The 22,501-nt window shown below is 47.2% G+C and carries 15 protein-coding genes, 10 tRNA genes, 3 rRNA genes and 1 other RNA gene; all 29 read left to right on the top strand.

Annotation, left to right across the window (positions count from 1 at the left end; translation table 11 throughout):
- Positions 1-302 precede the first annotated feature (302 nt).
- The 29 genes from rpoE (at position 303) to F0220_RS00725 (ending at position 22,472) form a co-directional block, all read left to right on the top strand.
- Entirely contained in the window at positions 303-872 is a 570-nt protein-coding gene (gene rpoE, locus F0220_RS00585) for a DNA-directed RNA polymerase subunit delta (protein ID WP_091020187.1), read from the top strand.
- Between the two features lie 456 nt (positions 873-1,328).
- The gene (locus F0220_RS00590; protein ID WP_076217010.1) at positions 1,329-2,933 is read left to right on the top strand and encodes a CTP synthase; all 1,605 of its coding nucleotides are present in this window, start codon (positions 1,329-1,331) and stop codon (positions 2,931-2,933) included.
- 229 nt (positions 2,934-3,162) lie between these two features.
- Positions 3,163-3,549: a response regulator gene (locus F0220_RS00595; protein WP_091020184.1), complete on the top strand. Its 387-nt coding sequence runs from the start codon at positions 3,163-3,165 to the stop codon at positions 3,547-3,549.
- A 260-nt stretch (positions 3,550-3,809) separates the two neighbouring features.
- A complete protein-coding gene (fba, locus tag F0220_RS00600) occupies positions 3,810-4,664 on the top strand; it encodes a class II fructose-1,6-bisphosphate aldolase (RefSeq protein WP_036607263.1) in 855 nt (284 codons plus the stop codon).
- A gap of 147 nt (positions 4,665-4,811) precedes the next feature.
- Entirely contained in the window at positions 4,812-6,065 is a 1,254-nt protein-coding gene (locus F0220_RS00605; RefSeq protein WP_036607261.1) for a UDP-N-acetylglucosamine 1-carboxyvinyltransferase, read from the top strand.
- A 465-nt stretch (positions 6,066-6,530) separates the two neighbouring features.
- Positions 6,531-7,856: a transcription termination factor Rho gene (gene rho, locus F0220_RS00610; RefSeq protein WP_036607258.1), complete on the top strand. Its 1,326-nt coding sequence runs from the start codon at positions 6,531-6,533 to the stop codon at positions 7,854-7,856.
- 97 nt (positions 7,857-7,953) lie between these two features.
- Positions 7,954-9,228 (top strand): radical SAM family protein, encoded by a 1,275-nt coding sequence (locus F0220_RS00615; RefSeq protein ID WP_149846232.1) that lies wholly within the window; start codon positions 7,954-7,956, stop codon positions 9,226-9,228.
- A 102-nt stretch (positions 9,229-9,330) separates the two neighbouring features.
- Positions 9,331-9,528: a 50S ribosomal protein L31 gene (rpmE, locus tag F0220_RS00620; RefSeq protein WP_036607255.1), complete on the top strand. Its 198-nt coding sequence runs from the start codon at positions 9,331-9,333 to the stop codon at positions 9,526-9,528.
- 146 nt (positions 9,529-9,674) lie between these two features.
- Positions 9,675-9,942: signal recognition particle sRNA large type (gene ffs / locus F0220_RS00625), an RNA gene on the top strand.
- A gap of 174 nt (positions 9,943-10,116) precedes the next feature.
- Complete coding sequence (gene dnaX, locus F0220_RS00630; protein WP_076329942.1) at positions 10,117-11,862, top strand: DNA polymerase III subunit gamma/tau; 1,746 nt, start codon at positions 10,117-10,119, stop codon at positions 11,860-11,862.
- Between the two features lie 42 nt (positions 11,863-11,904).
- Positions 11,905-12,216, top strand: coding sequence for a YbaB/EbfC family nucleoid-associated protein (locus F0220_RS00635; protein ID WP_036607248.1), 312 nt, complete (start codon positions 11,905-11,907; stop codon positions 12,214-12,216).
- A 36-nt stretch (positions 12,217-12,252) separates the two neighbouring features.
- Positions 12,253-12,852 (top strand): recombination mediator RecR, encoded by a 600-nt coding sequence (recR, locus tag F0220_RS00640; protein WP_036607246.1) that lies wholly within the window; start codon positions 12,253-12,255, stop codon positions 12,850-12,852.
- A gap of 232 nt (positions 12,853-13,084) precedes the next feature.
- The gene (locus F0220_RS00645; RefSeq protein ID WP_083677617.1) at positions 13,085-13,312 is read left to right on the top strand and encodes a DUF2508 family protein; all 228 of its coding nucleotides are present in this window, start codon (positions 13,085-13,087) and stop codon (positions 13,310-13,312) included.
- Positions 13,313-13,346: 34 nt separating this feature from the next.
- Positions 13,347-13,616, top strand: a complete 270-nt coding sequence (locus F0220_RS00650; RefSeq protein ID WP_036607241.1) for a pro-sigmaK processing inhibitor BofA family protein — start codon at positions 13,347-13,349, stop codon at positions 13,614-13,616.
- Positions 13,617-13,964: 348 nt separating this feature from the next.
- Positions 13,965-15,517: ribosomal RNA gene (locus F0220_RS00655) — 16S ribosomal RNA — on the top strand.
- Positions 15,518-15,623: 106 nt separating this feature from the next.
- Positions 15,624-15,740: ribosomal RNA gene (gene rrf, locus F0220_RS00660) — 5S ribosomal RNA — on the top strand.
- A 36-nt stretch (positions 15,741-15,776) separates the two neighbouring features.
- Positions 15,777-15,853: transfer RNA gene (locus F0220_RS00665), tRNA-Ile, on the top strand.
- A gap of 22 nt (positions 15,854-15,875) precedes the next feature.
- Positions 15,876-15,951 (top strand) — tRNA-Ala (locus tag F0220_RS00670).
- Positions 15,952-16,158: 207 nt separating this feature from the next.
- A 23S ribosomal RNA gene (locus tag F0220_RS00675) occupies positions 16,159-19,086 on the top strand.
- Together the 16S, 23S and 5S rRNA genes with 10 tRNA genes alongside form the textbook arrangement of a ribosomal RNA operon.
- Before the next feature lie 80 nt (positions 19,087-19,166).
- Positions 19,167-19,258 (top strand) — tRNA-Ser (locus F0220_RS00680).
- A gap of 43 nt (positions 19,259-19,301) precedes the next feature.
- A tRNA-Met gene (locus F0220_RS00685) sits at positions 19,302-19,378 on the top strand.
- Positions 19,379-19,387: 9 nt separating this feature from the next.
- Positions 19,388-19,463 (top strand) — tRNA-Val (locus tag F0220_RS00690).
- A gap of 5 nt (positions 19,464-19,468) precedes the next feature.
- Positions 19,469-19,544, top strand: a tRNA-Thr gene (locus F0220_RS00695).
- Between the two features lie 9 nt (positions 19,545-19,553).
- Positions 19,554-19,631 (top strand) — tRNA-Asp (locus F0220_RS00700).
- A gap of 21 nt (positions 19,632-19,652) precedes the next feature.
- A tRNA-Phe gene (locus tag F0220_RS00705) sits at positions 19,653-19,725 on the top strand.
- Positions 19,726-19,737: 12 nt separating this feature from the next.
- Positions 19,738-19,823, top strand: a tRNA-Tyr gene (locus F0220_RS00710).
- 7 nt (positions 19,824-19,830) lie between these two features.
- Positions 19,831-19,903: transfer RNA gene (locus F0220_RS00715), tRNA-Lys, on the top strand.
- Positions 19,904-20,023: 120 nt separating this feature from the next.
- The gene (locus tag F0220_RS00720) at positions 20,024-21,241 is read left to right on the top strand and encodes a PucR family transcriptional regulator (protein WP_149846233.1); all 1,218 of its coding nucleotides are present in this window, start codon (positions 20,024-20,026) and stop codon (positions 21,239-21,241) included.
- A 103-nt stretch (positions 21,242-21,344) separates the two neighbouring features.
- The gene (locus F0220_RS00725) at positions 21,345-22,472 is read left to right on the top strand and encodes an ABC transporter ATP-binding protein (RefSeq protein ID WP_017691279.1); all 1,128 of its coding nucleotides are present in this window, start codon (positions 21,345-21,347) and stop codon (positions 22,470-22,472) included.
- Positions 22,473-22,501 lie beyond the last annotated feature (29 nt).

Raw genomic sequence — 22,501 nt, forward strand, 5'->3', positions numbered from 1 at the left:
GGGAACCTGGTGAGGAGTAATCCTCCAAGGGTATACAGTCAGAAGGCGGAGGGGACTCCGTCTTTTTTATTATGGAGCTGTCTCTTTGACAAAGAGGGTATTCCTGTGGATTCGATGTCACTTCACGTTGAATATATGGACATATTGTTGCTGCTCTCCGCATTTGCGTCACATCCGTACATAAAAACTTGCTTTTTAACGCTAAATAGGTTTTACTTAGGTTTGTTAATGGATATGTTATACGTAACAGTCCAGTTCGTAGGGGTTAAAAAGTGAATTTTGTGTGAGAGGAAGTGTCTGCAGTGAGTACCTCGCTCAATTTGAAAATTGATAAAGAAAAGGTAAAAGAGATCCCTTTGGTGGACCTTGCCTTTATGGTGCTGAAAGCGGCTAATACGCCGTATTACTATCGTGACTTAATGAATGAGGTAGCGAAGCAGCGCGGAATGACTGATGAAGAAATCAACGAGTTTATCGCCCAGCTATATACCGAGATTAATATCGATGGCCGTTTTGCTTGCGTCGGTACAAGTCTGTGGGGCTTGAAGCGCTGGTATCCGGTAGCTGGAACAGAAGATTCCATGACGGGTGCGAAGCGTCCGCGTATCATCAACGATGAAGACGATGATCTGGAAGATGAAGACTTCGGTGAAGAAGAAGACAGCTATAGCAGCGATGAAGACTTCGACAGCACGGATAAAGACGAAGAAGAAGACGAAGAAGAGGAAGAAGAAGACGACATCTTTGACGAAGAAGACAGCGAAGAAGAAGTGCTGGTTGAAGATGACGATCTGGAAGATGAAGACCTCGAAGAAGACGAAGAAGAGTCCGAAAACGAGGATGAATTTGACGACGATTCTGATAATCGGTAGTCATTTTTGACGTCTATAATTTACCCGTTTCCCCGGAATAGTCAGCCTTGACAGCAGACGGGGTAACGGGTAAACTATTGCATGGGCTTATGAATGAGCGACAATATATTTATGTTTTTTATAGAAGGTGCCCCGTCCTGCGGGAGTACTTTTTTTTGTATTTTTAGAGGCATAATTTTGCAAAAAGTTTTCATTTCCGCATGCTCCCGGCCAACATTTTGTTGTGGCCCGTTTTTGTATATCAAAAACACCAAATGAAATGATGGCTACCGGAATGTTTGCACCATTTTTTGCTGTAGAACAACGTGTATTTAAACCGTCTTCGCAGAAAGAGCAGTTCGCAGATGCAGGGAATTTCTGCCATTGCTCTTTTTAACGATGATTACCTGGGAAACAGGTTACGATAACACCATATATCGCCTGAATTTCTGTACTTATATTAGGAGGGTAATAACAGTGACAAAGTATATTTTCGTGACGGGCGGAGTTGTGTCCTCCCTGGGCAAAGGGATTACGGCTGCTTCTCTGGGCAGATTGCTGAAAAACAGAGGGCTTAAGGTAACGATCCAGAAATTTGATCCATATATTAACATCGACCCGGGAACAATGAGTCCTTATCAGCACGGCGAGGTTTTTGTAACGGATGATGGCGCGGAAACGGATCTGGATCTTGGCCACTATGAACGTTTTATTGACATCAATCTCTCCAAAAACAGCAACGTCACGACTGGTAAAGTATACTCTTCCGTCATCAGCAAAGAGCGGCGCGGGGAATATCTGGGTGGAACGGTACAAGTTATTCCACACATTACGAACGAGATCAAAGAGCGTGTATTCCGCGCTGGACGTGAAGCGGGTTCGGATGTGGTTATTACGGAAATTGGCGGAACAGTGGGCGACATTGAGAGTTTGCCTTTCCTGGAAGCTATCCGTCAGATCAAGAGTGATGTAGGTCGCGACAATGTGATGTACATCCACGTAACACTTATTCCTTATATCAAAGCAGCTGGTGAAGTGAAAACAAAACCAACGCAACATAGTGTTAAGGAATTACGCAGCATTGGTATTCAACCGAATGTGATTGTATGCCGTACGGAGTATGAATTGTCTAAAGACATGAAAGCCAAGATCGCTCTCTTCTGCGACATTGATGAGAATGCCGTGGTTGAATGTCGTGATGCAGACACGTTGTATCAAGTACCTTTGAACCTGCGTGAAGAAGGCTTGGATGAGATCGTGGTAAATCACCTGAAACTGACTACTCCTGCACCGGATATGAGCGAGTGGGAAGGGCTGGTTGACCGGATCAACAAGTTGGAGCATACAGTTGAGATCGCTATTGTTGGTAAATATGTGGCGTTGCATGATGCATACCTGAGTGTTGTTGAGTCGTTGTCTCATGCAGGATTTGCATCCAATGCTGATGTGAAAATTCGCTGGGTTCCTTCTGAAGATATTACGGATGAGAATGTAGGCGACTTGTTACATGGTATTGGCGGTATCCTTGTTCCTGGTGGATTCGGAGATCGTGGTATTGAAGGTAAAGTATCGGCAATCCGTTATGCTCGTGAGAAACAAATTCCGTTCTTCGGTATTTGCCTGGGTATGCAGGTTTCCGTTATTGAGTATGCACGTTCCATCGTTGGTTTGAATGGTGCGAACAGTTCCGAAATTAATCCGGCTACGGAATTCCCGGTGATCGATCTGTTGCCTGAGCAAAAAGATATCGAAAATCTGGGTGGCACGATGCGTCTGGGTCTGTATCCTTGTAAGCTTCAGGAAGGTTCTTTGGCGATGGCTTGTTATGATGATGAGCTGGTGTATGAGAGACACCGTCACCGGTATGAGTTCAACAATGAATACCGTGAAACGATCGAAAAAGCAGGACTGGTTATCTCGGGTACATCTCCGGATGGACGTCTGGTTGAGATCGTGGAACTTCCAGGACACCCATGGTTCCTGGCGGTACAATTCCATCCGGAATTCACTTCCCGTCCGAACCGTCCGCAACCATTGTTCCGTGAGTTTGTAAAAGCTTCTCTGGAGAATGCGCAGAAGTAATACATGGTTTTATTGTTTAACGTAATAGATATTGGGGATGTTCCTGGCAACCATAGCGGATGCCAGAACATCCCTTTTTTTGCGTAAAAAGCAGATGGATATGCTTTTTGTCATTTTGTGAATGTAGCAGGATTTTAATGGAAGAGGTAGAATACTTATCATGACGACTATGGGATAGTTATCCAGATTCAAAGATGTACATGCTTTCCTAATTCTAGGAGGTTACAGAGTGGAAGATAAAAAAGTTTTGATTGTTGATGACCAGAATGGTATTCGAATCCTGTTAATGGAAGTGTTCAGCAGTGAGGGGTATAACACGTTTCAAGCACCCAACGGCAAGGTTGCTCTGGAGATTGTGAATAATGACAAGCCTGACCTGGTATTGCTCGATATGAAGATTCCTGGGATGGACGGTCTGGAAATCCTGAAGCATATTAAAGATATTGATCCGGGTATCAAGGTCATCATGATGACCGCTTATGGTGAACTGGACATGATTAAGGAAGCAACGGATCTCGGAGCGCTCATGCACTTTACAAAACCATTTGATATCGACGAGATGCGAGTGGCTGTGAATATGCAACTTCGTAATGGTACCGCCAATAAATGCAGCTGAATCCTGTTGATACAGGATTTTTTTGCGTGTGGAGAACACAGAAGGTACTTGGTGGGAGAATGGGGTATTTCACTCCTTCATCCGGGGAATATTGGAAATGGGGAAGTTATAAAGCGGTGTCTATGAAAACTGTGCTGCAAAGCACAGCATTTTTGCAAATGCTTGTTTAGTATTTGACATGGGATGTGGTATAATAAGCCCGTATGTGATTTCGGCTAAAAACCATAGACACAACCCAAACCCCTAGGAGGATTGAAACCATGCCATTAGTATCTATGACAGACATGTTGAACAAAGCACTTGAAGGAAAATATGCAGTTGGTCAATACAACATCAATAACCTTGAGTGGACTCAAGCGATTCTTGGTGCTGCTGAAGAAGAGAAATCCCCAGTAATCCTGGGTGTATCCGAAGGCGCAGCACGTCACATTGGTGGCTTCTACACTGTAGTTAAAATGGTAGAAGGACTCATTCACGACATGAAAATCACTGTTCCAGTTGCAATTCACCTGGACCACGGTTCAAGCTTCGACAAGTGTAAAGAAGCGATCGACGCTGGATTCACATCCGTAATGATCGACGGTTCCCACCACTCTATCGATGAGAACATCGAAATGACTAAAAAAGTTGTTGAATATGCACACGCTAAAGGCGTTTCTGTAGAAGCTGAAGTAGGTACTGTAGGCGGACAAGAAGACGACGTTATCGGTGGTATCATGTACGCTGACCTGAACGAGTGTATCCGTATCGTTAAAGAAACAGGTATCGATACATTGGCACCAGCTCTTGGTTCCGTACACGGTCCTTACCATGGCGAGCCTAACCTGGGCTTCAAAGAAATGGAAGAAGTTCGTGACGCGGTACAAGTTCCACTCGTATTGCACGGTGGTACAGGTATTCCTAAACACGACATCGACAAAGCCATTTCCCTGGGTACGTCCAAAATTAACGTAAACACAGAGAACCAAATTGCTTTTGCAAGAGTGGTTCGTGAAGTGCTTGCAGCTAAACCAGACGCTTACGATCCACGTACATTCATCGTACCAGGCCGTGAAGCAATTAAAGAAACCGTTAAAGGTAAAATCCGCGAGTTTGGTTCTAACAACAAAGCGTAATTTATCTTTACCAGTTCCATACTGTGAAATGGAAAAACACCGCCTAGCCGGTGTCTTTCCATTTTCACACCTTATTTCTACATCGGAATCCAACAGCACGTATTGCCGTTCATCGGCTGCAAAACACGTAGGGGGACATTAAGCTTTATGGAAAAATTGATGATTAGTGGCGGACGTCCGTTACAGGGAACTGTAACTATAAGCGGCGCCAAGAACAGCGCCATTGCGCTTATTCCTGCAGCATTGCTTGCCGAGTCAGAAGTCGTGTTGGACAACCTGCCGCTTTTGAGTGACGTGGCGGTTTATGCAGAAATTTTGGAGGAACTCGGAGCACATGTGACTTGGGAAGGCAGTCAGATGAAGATAGACCCTTCTGACATCAAATCCATTCCTATGCCGAATGGTCCCGTGAAGAAGCTTCGTGCTTCGTATTATATGATGGGTGCATTGCTAGGGCGTTTCAAAGAAGCGACCATAGGTTTACCAGGGGGTTGTAATTTTGAGCCTCGTCCAATTGATCAACATATCAAAGGGTTTGAAGCGCTTGGCGCAACCGTAACAAACGAACATGGCTCCATTCATTTGCATGCCAAAGAGCTGCGCGGAGCAAAAATCTATCTTGATGTAAGCAGTGTCGGCGCAACCATTAATATCATGCTGGCGGCTACTCGTGCCAAAGGCTCTACAATTATCGAAAACGCGGCTAAAGAGCCTGAGATTATAGATGTAGCAACACTTCTGAATTCCATGGGTGCCAGCATCAAGGGTGCAGGTACCGAAACGATCCGTATTGAAGGGGTCTCGGAGCTTAAAGGCTGCCGTCATTCCATCATTCCGGACCGTATCCAAGCAGGTACGTATATGATCGCTGCAGCGGCGACGCGCGGAGATGTTCTGATTGACAATGTGATTCCCAAACATCTGGAAGCTTTAACGGCAAAGCTGCTGGAGATGGGTGTTGGCATTGAGGAATTGGATGAAAGTATACGTGTCATTGGTAAACCAAGCTATAACCATGTGGACGTGAAGGCACTTGTATATCCTGGTTTTCCAACGGATCTACAGTCACCAATGACAAGTGTTTTAACACAGGCAACTGGTGTGAGTGTCCTGAGCGACTTTGTATACAGTAATCGATTCAAGCATGTGCCTGAGTTAGTGCGGATGGGTGCAAAGATTCGAGTAGAAGGACGGTCAGCGATTATTGAAGGCAGTGCATTAAACGCGGCCAAAGTAAAAGCATCCGATCTTCGGGCTGGAGCAGCACTGGTGATTGCAGGTCTCACCGTCAGTGAAGGTGTGACTGAAGTGACGGGGGTCGAATATATTGACCGCGGTTATGATCATCTGGTGACTAATCTGCGCCTGCTCGGTGCAGATGTATGGCGGGAAACTGATTAATAGGAAACGTTATGCATAATTCAGTCCTACACATGTTTATTTTAACTGAACTGCATATCTTTTTGATGATTAGGTAAACCTGTTTTAATAGAGTTCTCAGCCTCTCCGGCATAAGACGAAATGTTTCTGTTTCCTTTACCGGAGGGTCTTTTTTTGAAATAAACTTCATATGGCTGTAAGAACATCATTTCTCATCCCCAACCCCCGGTTTTGTTTGAACTGCGCTCCATAGCCGGTCTATCCGGATTGATCGCCTCAATGCATCGTTCACTCAATAGCGGATCTTGCCGAATGTTGGCCATCCCACCCGGAAACTTACACTCAAAGACAAGTATTTGCATTATAACGGTTACATTCCGTACAATGGACAGAAGGGATTGTGGCAGACGCCGCTCTCTATAGCCGGAACATCTAGCGAAACTATCCATTTCACACGGACTTATTAATTGAATAGGTGGTTATTATATGGATCTACAAATTTCCGATTTGGAAGAAATGAAACTAACGGACCTCTACAAACTGGCCAAAAAATATCAGATACCTTACTATGGTACGTTAAAAAAGAAAGAATTAATTTTTGCTATACTACGTGCACAAGCTGAACAGAGTGGCCTGATGTTCATGCAAGGCGTACTCGAGATTTTACCTGAAGGTTACGGATTCTTAAGACCTATCAACTACTTGCCAAGTACGGAAGACATCTACATCTCAGCTTCTCAGATTCGCAAGTTTGACCTAAGAACAGGTGACCTCGTATCAGGTAAGTGTAGAACGCCTAAGGAAAACGAGAGATACTTCGGTTTGTTGCAAGTCAACGCTGTAAATGGTGAGAATCCATCGGCGGCTGCAGAGCGACTTCACTTCCCGGCACTAACCCCACTGTATCCGCAGAAAAAACTGGTTCTCGAAACATCCCCCAACCATTTGTCCACACGCATTATGGATGTGCTCGCCCCGGTAGGATTGGGACAGCGCGGATTGATCGTAGCACCTCCCAAAGCGGGTAAAACGCTTCTCCTCAAAGAAATTGCCAACAGCATCTCAACTAACAATCCTGAAATTGAACTGTTTGTCCTGTTGATTGATGAACGTCCAGAGGAAGTAACGGATATGTCGCGTTCGGTAAAAGGGGAAGTTGTGGCTTCAACATTTGATGAACTGCCTGAGAATCATATCAAGGTGGCGGAATTGGTGCTTGAACGTGCGCTTCGTCTGGTTGAGGCTAAAAAGGATGTCGTTATCCTGCTGGATAGCATTACACGTCTTGCCCGTGCATATAACCTGGTTATTCCACCATCCGGTCGTACGCTTAGTGGTGGTATTGACCCAGCTGCATTCCATCGTCCGAAACGTTTCTTCGGTTCTGCCCGGAATGTGGAAGAAGGCGGAAGCTTGACCATCCTGGCAACGGCATTAATTGATACCGGTTCACGTATGGATGACGTCATTTATGAAGAGTTTAAGGGTACAGGTAACATGGAGCTCCATCTGGACCGTCGTCTGGCAGAGCGCCGCATATTCCCGGCAATCGACATTCGTCGTTCCGGTACACGTCGTGAAGAAGTGTTGCTCAGCAAGGAAGAGTTGGATACAATCTGGGCGATTCGTAAAAACATGAATGATTCCCATGACTTTGTTGAAGGATTCCTGAAAAAACTTCGTAACAGCAAGACAAATGCAGAGTTTTTGGCGGCATTTGATTCGGCTGGTAACAGCCCGACAAGTAATTCGGGTACAACAACAACCCGTCGCTCACCTAGACAGACAGCAACGTCAGGTACATCGACGTAAGTGTCGTTCGACTAATCACTTTCTTTTTGCAGCAATGCTGTGAATGTTACAATACACTCGTCGTTAGGTTTAACCCATTAGATGTGAGGAGAACATCATGTATTTAGTATACGCAGATGAAAAAGGTAATGTATTTGATCATCCTTCCCTGTACGGGCTTGCCCGCAGTGGAGATATGATCGTTGAGATTATGGAGGATGAGTTGATTCCTCTGCCAGAAGGTGCAACGTTGGTTGGACTCCCGAGTACCCGGCCCATTGGTATGGACCCAGACACCGGTGAGATGCTGCCAATGCCAACGGACACACAGGCTGTAGGTGCATTGCTTCCACAGGGATTCACTCGTTTGTGTCTCCCAGGGTATGTGAAGACGGATAAGGAGTATAAGTTGCCTTTGTTCGGTTATTCCGCAGTGGTTTGGAAAGATGGCGGTTTCTATGTTACGGCTTCGAAGTCAGATAGTCCTGACCAATGGAATCCGCTTAACTGTGATCGTGACGATGTGCGTTCCGGGGTTAAACGATTGACGGAGCAATACCCCGAGAACCGTCTCTACACCCATCTATCCAACTGTGCGCTTGGATATGAATGTCTAACTTCATCCAACACGTTCCTGAATCGTTGGGAAGGTGGAGTGCCGGTATCCTATTCTTGCAATGCGGGCTGTTTCGGGTGTATCTCCGAGCAACCGGATGATAGCGGCTTTGTTTCCCCGCAGACACGTATGAACTTCCGACCGCGTGTGGATGAGATTGTGGAGGTTATGATGGAACACCTGAAGACGCCGGAGTCCATCATTAGTTTTGGACAAGGTTGTGAAGGGGAGCCTTCCACGCAGGCCAAGCTGATTATTGAAGCGATTCGCGAAGTGCGTTCCGTAACGGACATGGGGTATATCAACATTAATACCAATGCCGGTCTGAATGATCACATTAGAGGTATTGTAGATGCTGGATTGGATCTGATGCGCGTAAGTACAATTAGTGCACTGGATGACCATTATAACGCCTACTATAAACCGCGTGGTTATACCTTAGCCAATGTTGAGAAGTCGATGAAATACGCAGCGCAGCAGGGCGTATACACGTCCATTAACTATCTGATCTTTCCAGGTGTAACAGATCGTGAAGAAGAGATTGAGGCGATGATTGAGTTTGTAAGAAGAACCGATCTACGCTTGATTCAGATGCGTAATCTCAATATTGATCCAGAGAGCTATCTGGAATTAATTCCTCCTGCTCAAGGTGATATCTTGGGTATGAAGCAGATGATTGAGATTTTTGAAGACGAATTGCCTGATGTTGTGATCGGATCGTATACCCATGTTCCGCCAGCTGGAATGGCACGTCCAAAACGGTTGATTACCTTATAACAATAATGGATTGCAACAGGCACAAGGCCGTGTTATAATCTCAGAGTTGTGCCATTTACTCTGGGTCCGCTTGAGGCTCAGGGCGGAAAGAGGTGAAAGGTAATGAAAGAAGCAATTCATCCTAATTACACGATTGGTCAAGTATCTTGCGCTTGCGGGAATACTTTTGAGACAGGTTCGGTTAAAGACGGACTTCGTGTAGAGATTTGCTCCGCGTGCCACCCGTTCTTCACAGGTAAACAGAAGTTTATCGATGCTGGCGGCCGTGTTGATCGTTTCAAAAAGAAATACGGAATCTAATAGGACAATTCTTGGAGTTGTCTGCTAATCGCATCCAACACACCCCTGCTGATCTGGCGGGGGTTTTTATATGTTATATATAAGCATAATCGCATTCACGTTCCTCTGGTTGCAATTTGGATAACCTTACGTTATACTATTTCTTACCGTGCTAGATGGGGAGGTAGCGGTGCCCTGTAACTCGCAATCCGCTATAGCGAGGTTGAATTCCTGCTAGAGGTTTTGCCGATGTGAGGTTTGGTCCCTAAACGTGGTGTTGACGGTTGGGTCCTCCGCAATGAGTACTCATGAACCTGGTCAGGTCCGGAAGGAAGCAGCCATAAGTGAGATCACTCTTGTGCCGGAGGGTTGCCTAGCCCGAGCTATTGTTCAGGGGTGCCACTTGGATCGCAAATATCGATAGCAGGTGCACGGCTTACCTTTTAAATGTAGAGACCTTTGCAGTTGTATGTATGCAGAGGTCTTTTTGATATGTCTTAATAAACCACGCATGAATGAGTCAGATAAAGTTTGGATTCACCCTAGAATATAGTATAATAGGGGAACGACAAAGGACTCGAATGCGAAGTGGAAGGAAGGTAACGCATCATGGAGCATATCGCGTTATACCGGGCTTGGCGTCCCCAGTCGTTTCAAGATATGGTGGGGCAACAGCATATTATTCAGACCTTGCAGAACGCGATTCGTGAACAGCGGACTTCCCATGCCTACTTATTTAGCGGGCCCAGAGGAACGGGAAAGACAAGTGCCGCCAAGATTTTGGCCAAAGCTGTGAACTGCGAACGTGGGCCTGCGCCTGAACCTTGTAACGAGTGTGAAGCTTGCCGCAGAATTACGACTGGCGCTGTGATGGATGTGCAAGAGATTGATGCTGCATCCAATCGGGGCGTTGAAGAAATCCGTGATCTTCGGGAAAAGGTTAAATATGCGCCAACCGAAGTCCGGCAGAAAGTCTATATTATTGATGAAGTACACATGCTGACAACGGAGGCATTCAATGCTTTGCTCAAAACATTGGAAGAGCCACCACCACATGTGATGTTTATTTTGGCAACAACAGAACCACACCGCCTTCCGGCTACCATTATATCGCGCTGTCAGCGATTTGATTTTCGCCGGGTATCCCTGGAAGAGCAGACAGCAAGACTTACACTGATCTGTGAACAGGAAGGCATGGAAGCGGACCAAGATGCGCTCCAATACATTGCCCGTTTATCGGACGGTGGAATGAGGGATGCACTTAGTGTGCTGGATCAGATCTCTTCATTTACGGATGGACGAGTAACGTACCAGCAGGTCATGGACATGACGGGTGGAATTGCTTCAGAGCAATTTGCCAAATTGGCTGCTTCGCTGCTCAAGGGTGATGTTGGTCATATTTTGCAGATGATTGAAGGTTTCATGCATGAAGGAAAGAGTGCAGACAAATGCATGGAGAATTTACTGTATTATTTCCGTGATTTGCTTATGATTAAGATGGTGCCTGATGCAGACAAACTGACGGACAGGGTACTTAATCCGGAAGCATTCCGTGATATGGCGGAGTCATTCACCAAGGAACGACTGTTCCACATGATTGACACCCTTAATCGGTACCAGAGTGAAATGAAATATGCAGTACAACCACAGACATTATTTGAAGTTGCATTGCTTAAACTGTGTAGTATTCCAGCTCAAGGTGAGGCTTCTGTTCAGGTGGGAGCTTCAGCTCATGCAGCACCTGCTGATGGGGGAGAGATCAACCGCTTGAAGCAGCAACTTGCTGAGTTGGAGAAGAAGTTGGATCGTGCGCTTAAAAGTGGTTTGTCTGGTGGAGAAGGTGCATCGAGTGCTCCATCTCGTCCGGCAACAAGGGCCCCTGTATCGAGAGGCAATTCGCCTGCGAAGCTTCCTGCACAGTTGGATCAGTATGTTGCGCGCAAGGGAGCCCCTGAGTTCGCAGATATCAGCAAAAAATGGAGTCAGATCCTGCAACGAGTGAAGGAAGAGAGGGTTACCGTTCACGCCTGGTTTGTGGATGGTGAGCCGGTATCATTGCTTGAAGACAATGTGTTGGTTGCTTTTAAAAACAACATTCACCGTGAAACAACGGAAAAGCAGGCTAACCGTGAAGTCATTGAGCGGGTGTTGTCCGAACAGCTTGGGCGACCTGCACGATTGGTGACGATGATGCTCAAAGATTGGACCGGAGCAATGGAGGGAGCTCCTGAAGCGCCAAAGGAGGACTTTAAGCTTGAACCTGAGCATGAAGACGGCGGTTCAGGCAACAAACAGCCTTGGATTGATGAAGCCATCCAGCTCTTTGGTGAGGACCTTGTAGTGATCAAAGAATAATGCGCATAGCGCGATAACCATAACAAAAGGAGATGAACAATTATGAACAACATGAACCAAATGATGAAACAAGTGAAGAAAATGCAGGAGCAAATGCTGAAAGCACAAGAGGAACTGGCGGACAAAACAGTCCAAGGTACTTCTGGTGGCGGTGTAGTGACGGCTGAAGTTAACGGACACAAGAAATTGCTTGCTATCACGATCAAACCTGAAGCGGTAGATCCGGAAGATGTTGAAATGTTGCAAGATCTCGTTATGACAGCTGTTAATGATGCAATGGCCAAAGCCGATGAGATTGCCAACAAGGATATGGGCAAGTTCACAGGCGGCATGAATATTCCGGGATTATTTTAATTAAAAAATTGATCCTGTCAAAGGAGACGCAATCGATTGTATTATCCCGAACCAATAGCCAAGCTGATTGATGCCTTCACCCGGTTGCCGGGTGTGGGTCCCAAGACGGCAGCGCGTTTAGCTTTTCATGTGCTTAACATGAAGGAAGATGACGTTATCGATTTTGCCAAAGCGCTCGTAAGTGTGAAGCGTAATCTTCATTACTGTTCTGTATGTTGTAATATCACTGATACGGACCCGTGTCGCATCTGTCAGGATAAGTCCAGAGATGTCTCTGTAATCTGTGTAGTTCAGGATTCGAAAGATCTGGTGGCCATGGAGCGCACCAAGGAATTCGATGGATACTATCATGTGTTACAGGGCGCGATTTCACCTATGGAGGGAATTGGCCCAGACGATATTCGTTTGAAGGAACTCCTGGTTCGATTAAGTGATGAACGTATAAAAGAGATCATATTGGCAACGAACCCCAATATTGAGGGTGAAGCTACAGCGATGTACATCTCCCGGTTGGTGCGTCCGTTTGAAATCAGTGTGACCCGAATTGCGCATGGATTGCCTGTAGGTGGCGATCTTGAGTATGCGGATGAAGTGACCCTTTCCAAAGCGTTGGAAGGGCGCAGGGAGATGCGTTAGTGTGATCAATTTGTATTACGCAGCAGACTTCCTTGGAAACTTCCGATGCTAAATAAGTTTCGATGTGCAAAGAGAGCCTTAGGGCTCTCTTTTTTTGAGAAGAAAATGAATGCCTGAGTTCTAAGTTTGTCCTTTCCCTGATAAGTATGAGAATATGCTGTGCTGATCAGGAGGAGGAGAGTTTATGTTTTTGTGGCGAAATACACGGAACTCGGTAGAGAAACACAACAGAATGTTGAAGGAACTTGAGGCGGATCAGATCTATGCAGATATTCAGGTGGCTAAGCAGGAATGGGAACGGGCTATGAGACAGTTTGAAGATGCACAGGGGCAGGATGAGATTGATTATGCTATTTATGTATTGGAGGCAGCTGAGCGGAAGTACCAGATCCACTTGAGAAGAGCAAAGCGAGCCAGAGCGAATGATGATCTTACATCACAGCGAGGGGTTAGTATGTAGAGTCACGTTTACATTAAACACGGAGGTGTAATATATGAAGAGTATCATACTGGGAAGTGTATTGGTTATATCGTTACTGGGGCTTATCGTTATTTTATTCAGAAAGCGGATAGGGTTATCGTTTTTCACGTCATTTGGAATTCATCTGGTGCTGGCTGCAGTAGGGATATATATCGTGAATTATTCCGGCTGGATTACAGGAACCTACATCCCGCTGAACCCAGCAACGATAGGGACTGTAACTGTTTTGGGATTGCCAGGTGTGGGGCTATTATTAGGGTTGAAAATTTCTTTGTTCGGATAGTTGACTCATAGGATATTTATATGGTACATTATATCTCGTTGCTTTGCTTGCTTGGTTAGATGCTTTAGATGAAATGAAGGAGTTCATTACGAACTTCGAAAAAGAATTTCAAAAAAACACTTGACCAAAACAAATGAAGTGTGATACATTATAAAAGTCGCCGCTGAGAGAAAATGGTGACGAAAAAACAAGTTTGATCTTTGAAAACTGAACAACGAGTGAGTAAACATTCTGCTTGCAGAATGAACGCGAAAGTTTGAAACAAGCCTTGGCTTGAATCGACTGGAGCACAAATGAGATTTTTAATCTCGTCAGATTCAAAATGAGCTTATCGCTCTTTTCAATACTTTATTGGAGAGTTTGATCCTGGCTCAGGACGAACGCTGGCGGCATGCCTAATACATGCAAGTCGAGCGGACTTGATGAGAAGCTTGCTTCTCTGATAGTTAGCGGCGGACGGGTGAGTAACACGTAGGCAACCTGCCCTCAAGTTTGGGACAACTACCGGAAACGGTAGCTAATACCGAATAATTGTTTTCTTCGCCTGAAGGAAACTGGAAAGACGGAGCAATCTGTCACTTGGGGATGGGCCTGCGGCGCATTAGCTAGTTGGTGAGGTAACGGCTCACCAAGGCGACGATGCGTAGCCGACCTGAGAGGGTGATCGGCCACACTGGGACTGAGACACGGCCCAGACTCCTACGGGAGGCAGCAGTAGGGAATCTTCCGCAATGGGCGAAAGCCTGACGGAGCAATGCCGCGTGAGTGATGAAGGTTTTCGGATCGTAAAGCTCTGTTGCCAGGGAAGAACGCTTGGGAGAGTAACTGCTCTCAAGGTGACGGTACCTGAGAAGAAAGCCCCGGCTAACTACGTGCCAGCAGCCGCGGTAATACGTAGGGGGCAAGCGTTGTCCGGAATTATTGGGCGTAAAGCGCGCGCAGGCGGTCATTTAAGTCTGGTGTTTAATCCCGGGGCTCAACCCCGGATCGCACTGGAAACTGGGTGACTTGAGTGCAGAAGAGGAGAGTGGAATTCCACGTGTAGCGGTGAAATGCGTAGATATGTGGAGGAACACCAGTGGCGAAGGCGACTCTCTGGGCTGTAACTGACGCTGAGGCGCGAAAGCGTGGGGAGCAAACAGGATTAGATACCCTGGTAGTCCACGCCGTAAACGATGAGTGCTAGGTGTTAGGGGTTTCGATACCCTTGGTGCCGAAGTTAACACATTAAGCACTCCGCCTGGGGAGTACGGTCGCAAGACTGAAACTCAAAGGAATTGACGGGGACCCGCACAAGCAGTGGAGTATGTGGTTTAATTCGAAGCAACGCGAAGAACCTTACCAGGTCTTGACATCCCTCTGACCGGTACAGAGATGTACCTTTCCTTCGGGACAGAGGAGACAGGTGGTGCATGGTTGTCGTCAGCTCGTGTCGTGAGATGTTGGGTTAAGTCCCGCAACGAGCGCAACCCTTATATTTAGTTGCCAGCACTTCGGGTGGGCACTCTAGATAGACTGCCGGTGACAAACCGGAGGAAGGTGGGGATGACGTCAAATCATCATGCCCCTTATGACCTGGGCTACACACGTACTACAATGGCCGGTACAACGGGCTGCGAAATCGCGAGATGGAGCCAATCCCAACAAAGCCGGTCTCAGTTCGGATTGCAGGCTGCAACTCGCCTGCATGAAGTCGGAATTGCTAGTAATCGCGGATCAGCATGCCGCGGTGAATACGTTCCCGGGTCTTGTACACACCGCCCGTCACACCACGAGAGTTTATAACACCCGAAGTCGGTGGGGTAACCGCAAGGAGCCAGCCGCCGAAGGTGGGATAGATGATTGGGGTGAAGTCGTAACAAGGTAGCCGTATCGGAAGGTGCGGCTGGATCACCTCCTTTCTATGGAGAATCGTTTCCTGCAACGGAAACATTCAAATACAAAATCTAGTCAGGTCGGCTAGTTACTCACTCGTTGCTCAGTTTTGAGAGCTCAAACTCTCAAACGTTTGGTGGCGATAGCGAAGGGGTTCCACACGTTCCCATCCCGAACACGACCGTTAAGCCCTTCAGCGTCAATGGTACTTGGACCGCAGGGTCCTGGGAGAGTAGAACGCCGCCAAGCGTAACCCATTTTGGGTTCAAATAGTATATATAATGTGGGCCCTTAGCTCAGTTGGTTAGAGCGCACCTCTGATAAGGGTGAGGCCGGTGGTTCGAGTCCACCAGGGCCCACCATCTATACCTTTAAACTTTATACGGGGCCATAGCTCAGCTGGGAGAGCGCCTGCCTTGCAAGCAGGAGGTCAGCGGTTCGATCCCGCTTGGCTCCACCAAAAATGATTACAAGTTTGTTCTTTGAAAACTAGATATCGAAACGAAACAAACGCGAATTAGAACATTCCTTTAAGCTGATCTTGTGTAAACAAGTGAAGTGTTTATAAAGGTAGTTAAATTGCTTTTGTGATGGTATCGAATGGGAGCGACTTTTGGCTTTGCGCAAGCAAAACAAGGGAAGCAAGCAGTCGAAACCAGAACAAAATGGTTAAGCTACTAAGAGCACACGGAGGATGCCTAGGCGCTAGGAGCCGATGAAGGACGTGGCGAACAACGAAACTGCCTCGGGGAGCTGTAAGCAAGCTTTGATCCGGGGGTGTCCGAATGGGGAAACCCAGCTGGGGTAATTTCCAGTTACTCACAACTGAATACATAGGTTGTGTAGAGGCATACCAGGGGAACTGAAACATCTAAGTACCCTGAGGAAGAGAAAACAATAGTGATTCCGTCAGTAGCGGCGAGCGAACGCGGAGAAGCCCAAACCAGAGAGCTTGCTCTTTGGGGTTGTGGGACGTCTCACATGGAGTTACAAAGGAACCGGTTAAGCGAAGAGGTCTGGAAAGGCCCGCCAAAGAAGGTAAAAGCCCTGTAGTTGAAAGTCTGTTCCCTCCGAGACGGATCCCGAGTAGTGCGGGGCACGTGAAACCCCGTATGAATCCGGCAGGACCATCTGCCAAGGCTAAATACTTCCTAGCGACCGATAGTGAAGCAGTACCGTGAGGGAAAGGTGAAAAGCACCCCGGAAGGGGAGTGAAATAGAACCTGAAACCGTGTGCTTACAAAAAGTCAGAGCCCGTTTTAGGGGTGATGGCGTGCCTTTTGTAGAATGAACCGGCGAGTTACGTTCCCGTGCAAGGTTAAGGTGAAGAGCCGGAGCCGCAGCGAAAGCGAGTCTGAATAGGGCGACATAGTACGTGGACGTAGACCCGAAACCGGGTGATCTACCCCTGTCCAGGGTGAAGGTGCGGTAACACGCACTGGAGGCCCGAACCCACGCATGTTGAAAAATGCGGGGATGAGGTGGGGGTAGCGGAGAAATTCCAATCGAACTCGGAGATAGCTGGTTCTCCCCGAAATAGCTTTAGGGCTAGCCTCGGAAAACAGAGTCGTGGAGGTAGAGCACTGATTGGGTGCGGGGCCCGCAAGGGTTACCAAGCTCAGTCAAACTCCGAATGCCATAGACTTACTTCCGGGAGTCAGACAGTGAGTGCTAAGATCCATTGTCAAAAGGGAAACAGCCCAGACCATCAGCTAAGGTCCCCAAGTGTGTGTTAAGTGGGAAAGGATGTGGAGTTGCACAGACAACCAGGATGTTGGCTTAGAAGCAGCCACCATTGAAAGAGTGCGTAATAGCTCACTGGTCGAGTGACTCTGCGCCGAAAATGTAACGGGGCTAAACACACCACCGAAGCTATGGCTTGATGCTTTGCATCAGGGGTAGGGGAGCGTTGTATAAGGGTTGAAGGTGTACCGTAAGGAGCGCTGGACATTATACAAGTGAGAATGCCGGTATGAGTAACGAAAAGATCAGTGAGAATCTGATCCGCCGAAAGCCTAAGGGTTCCTGAGGAAGGCTCGTCCGCTCAGGGTAAGTCGGGACCTAAGGCGAGGCCGAAAGGCGTAGTCGAAGGACAACAGGTCGAAATTCCTGTACCACCGTAAGCCGTTATGAGCAATGGGGGGACGCAGTAGGGTAGTGACGCGGACTGATGGATGTCCGTCTAAGCAGTAAGGCTGATGTGTAGGCAAATCCGCACATTGTAAGGCTGAGCTGTGATGGGGAGCGAAAATTATAGTAGCGAAGGTCATGATCTCACACTGCCAAGAAAAGCCTCTAGCCAGGTGATGGTGCCCGTACCGCAAACCGACACAGGTAGGCGAGAAGAGTATTCTAAGGCGCGCGGAAGAACTCTCGTTAAGGAACTCGGCAAAATGACCCCGTAACTTCGGGAGAAGGGGTGCCCCGGTAGTGTGAATAGCACGAGGGGGCCGCAGTGAAAAGGCCCAAGCGACTGTTTAGCAAAAACACAGGTCTGTGCGAAGCCGTAAGGCGAAGTATACGGGCTGACGCCTGCCCGGTGCTGGAAGGTTAAGGGGAGTGGTTAGGGAGTAATCCCGAAGCTGTGAACCGAAGCCCCAGTAAACGGCGGCCGTAACTATAACGGTCCTAAGGTAGCGAAATTCCTTGTCAGGTAAATTCTGACCCGCACGAATGGCGTAACGACTTGGGCGCTGTCTCAACGAGAGATCCGGTGAAATTTTAATACCTGTGAAGATGCAGGTTACCCGCGACAAGACGGAAAGACCCCATGGAGCTTTACTGCAGCTTGATATTGAATTTGGGTACGATCTGTACAGGATAGGTGGGAGCCTTTGAAGCATGAGCGCCAGCTTGTGTGGAGGCAACGTTGGGATACCACCCTGATCGTATCTAGGTTCTAACCTGGTACCGTAATCCGGTGCGGGGACAGTGTCAGGTGGGCAGTTTGACTGGGGCGGTCGCCTCCTAAAGAGTAACGGAGGCGCCCAAAGGTTCCCTCAGAATGGTTGGAAATCATTCGAAGAGTGCAAAGGCATAAGGGAGCTTGACTGCGAGACCTACAAGTCGAGCAGGGACGAAAGTCGGGCTTAGTGATCCGGTGGTACCGCATGGAAGGGCCATCGCTCAACGGATAAAAGCTACCCTGGGGATAACAGGCTTATCTCCCCCAAGAGTCCACATCGACGGGGAGGTTTGGCACCTCGATGTCGGCTCATCGCATCCTGGGGCTGAAGTAGGTCCCAAGGGTTGGGCTGTTCGCCCATTAAAGCGGTACGCGAGCTGGGTTCAGAACGTCGTGAGACAGTTCGGTCCCTATCTGTCGTGGGCGTAGGAAATTTGAGAGGAGCTGTCCTTAGTACGAGAGGACCGGGATGGACGTACCGCTGGTGTACCAGTTGTTCCGCCAGGAGCACCGCTGGGTAGCTATGTACGGACGGGATAAACGCTGAAAGCATCTAAGCGTGAAGCCCCCCTCAAGATGAGATTTCCCAGTATGTAAGACCCCTTGAAGACGACGAGGTAGATAGGCTGGGGGTGGAAGTGCAGCAATGCATGGAGCTGACCAGTACTAATCGGTCGAGGGCTTATCCAATAGCAAGTGATAATTCGCATGTTTCGTTTCGAATCTAGTTTTCAGGGAGCAATCCTTGATGATGTTGATGATTGTTATTTGGAGAGATACCCAAGTGGCTATAAGGGGACCCTCTGCTAAGGGGTTAGACTGCGTAAGCGGTGCGAGGGTTCGAATCCCTCTCTCTCCGCCATCTTTACCTAAAGATGGACAAGCAATCAAAACACAATTAATATGGCGGTGTAGCTCAGCTGGCTAGAGCGTACGGTTCATACCCGTAAGGTCGGGGGTTCGATCCCCTCCGCCGCTACCATATTACCCAGGAGGCTTAGCTCAGCTGGGAGAGCATCTGCCTTACAAGCAGAGGGTCGGGGGTTCGATCCCCTCAGCCTCCACCATATACGCCGGTGTAGCTCAACTGGTAGAGCAACTGACTTGTAATCAGTAGGTTGGGGGTTCAAGTCCTCTCGCCGGCACCATTAATGCCTGGAACCGTGGTGTAGTTGGCCTAACATGCCTGCCTGTCACGCAGGAGATCGCGGGTTCGAATCCCGTCGGTTCCGCCATTAATCCTAAAAATTAAATATGGCTCGGTAGCTCAGTCGGTAGAGCAGAGGACTGAAAATCCTCGTGTCGGCGGTTCGATTCCGTCCCGAGCCACCTTTAATCCCTGGAGGATTAGCGAAGTGGCCAAACGCATCAGACTGTAAATCTGCTCCCGTACGGGTTCGGTGGTTCGAATCCATCATCCTCCACCAGTTTTATGAGTCATTAGCTCAGTTGGTAGAGCACCTGACTTTTAATCAGGGTGTCGAAGGTTCGAGCCCTTCATGACTCATCTTTAAGAAAAGAGTGATTAATCATTAATTTGATTAGTTGCTCTTTTTTTGTTATGTGATTTTAACTCAATATGGATATTTATTAATGCTGGGCAAGATATGATAAACTAATAGAAAACATGCAGAGTGGTGACGTTCATTATATGAAGCTCATACCTGATCTAAAACAGCAAATTGAAGTCATTATAGGCACAACTTTGGACGAATATGAAATTACAATACAAGAATGGACGCAATCCGTTGCTAATCTGGTTGGTCATCATGAGAATTTAGAGACCGTTGGTGATGAAGGTGAGCGTCAGGAGTTATCTGTTCATTCTACATCTCCAAGTTCAGCTGATGTAATCAGTTTGAATACGGGAAAGCGTATCTTTTTTAAGGTTCGGATGAATGAGCAAGAAGAGACTGCCGTGTGTTGGGGATGCCCTGAAAAATCTATTACCGTGGAAACACGACAATTGATTGAGCTTTTAATCCGTACTAACACGGCTCTACCCGATGAGGTACAACCTGTTGTATATGAGAATGATAGAGAGCAGTATTTGACTGAATTGGGTCTCTGGCTTAAAGAGCAGATCGAACAACCAACCAAGCAGGAATCTGAAGCGGTTCCTGATCGCTTTGTGGTGCCTGCAGGATTAAATGCTGAGAAGATTCTGTTCTTGCTGCAAGGGGATACACCGGATGCACATCGTTTACGATCCAAGGAACTCAACAAGTTGCTTGAGAGTTACTTTGGCGAGGAAATTGTCTTGATTCCTTTGGGGGAGCAAGAGTGGATCTTCATGGGTGATAAAGAAATTGTTACAGAAGAAGCCGAGGAAGATACAACGGAGGCCAAAAAGGATTCACTGAACGCTTTTTGTCTGGGGTTGCATGAATTGGTTGCCAGTGAGTGGGCTGGGGTGTTCCATCTCTCTGCATCTCTGCCATGCATTCCTGCACAACAACTTGTATCGGTCACAACCCTTCTTAAAGAAAGTGTTCACTTGGGGAGAGCATTCCATGTTACGCAGCATATTCATCTCCCATGGGATCTGCATCTGGAGCGGTTGGTAGCGAGCATTCCTGATGAACAACGTACACGGTTTATACAGGAAACAGGCAAAGACACGGTAATCTTCAATGACAGTGAGACACTTGCTACGCTGGAAACCTTTTTTAGCCTGGACTGTAATGTCAGCGAGACAGCGAAACGACTTTTCATTCATCGTAATACGTTGGTCTATCGTCTGGACAAGATCAAACAGGAGATTGGTTACGATGTGAGGCACTTCGAAAGTGCTGTTCTAGTGCAGTTTTTACTACTAATGTACAAAGTGACGAAAAAGCATTGATATTTTTGTGCAGTTTGCGAATAGTCAAACCTCACGTAGATAGGGTATTATAAAAATACAAATTGTATTCGATTACAAAATGATCTCTGAGGAGGCAACAATCATGGCTGGAGTACGTTTAGAGCATATTTTCAAAAAATACCCGGGTTCTGATAAAGCAACTGTAGTTGACATTAACCTGGACATTAAAGATAAAGAATTTCTGGTACTGGTAGGCCCGTCCGGTTGTGGTAAATCAACAACACTGCGTATGATCGCAGGCCTTGAGGAAATTTCTGAAGGTAAACTCTATATCGGTGACCGTGTCGTTAATGATGTTGCACCTAAAGACCGCGATATCGCGATGGTATTCCAATCCTATGCCTTGTATCCGCATATGAGCGTATATCAAAACATGGCATTTGGTTTGAAATTGCGTAAGGTTAAAAAAGACGAGATCGACAAACGTGTACGTGAAGCAGCTAAAATCCTGGATATCGAGCATTTGCTTGAGCGTAAACCTAAGGCATTGTCCGGTGGTCAACGTCAGCGTGTCGCTCTAGGACGTGCGATTGTCCGTGATCCACAAGTCTTCTTGATGGATGAGCCTCTCTCCAACTTGGATGCTAAACTTCGTGGTCAGATGCGTGCGGAAATCACTAAACTGGCTAAACGTTTGGAAACAACAGTTATCTACGTAACGCATGACCAGATCGAAGCAATGACGATGGGTGATCGGATCGTTGTTATGAAGGATGGTATCATCCAACAAGCAGCTTCTCCGGAAGAGCTGTATAACCTGCCGGCTAACCTGTTCGTAGCTGGTTTCATCGGTTCCCCGACAATGAACTTTATCTCGGGTAAACTCGCTGAGCAAGGTACTAGCATGCATTTCATAGCTCCTGGTGTGGATGTTGAAATCCCGCAAGGTAAAGCACAAGTGTTGAAATCTAGAGGATACATTGGCAAAGAAGTGATTCTGGGTGTTCGTCCAGAAGATATTCACGAAGAGCCAGTATTCCTGGAAGCATCCCCGAACTCTGTATTCTCTACACACGTAGATGTTACAGAGAACCTGGGTCACGAAATGCTCCTCTACTTGAGCGGTGTTGGTAATGATACAACGATCGCACGTGTAGACGGACGTTCTAACACTCGTGATGGTTCCACAGTTAAAATGGCCATCGACATGAACAAAGTTCATATCTTTGACAAAGAGACTGAAGTGAACGTACTTCTTCAAGACAAATAATACTGGGATTCCTCGGTGACGATGGAACC

The sequence above is a fragment of the Paenibacillus sp. 37 genome, assembly GCF_008386395.1.
Lineage (GTDB): Bacteria > Bacillota > Bacilli > Paenibacillales > Paenibacillaceae > Paenibacillus > Paenibacillus amylolyticus_B.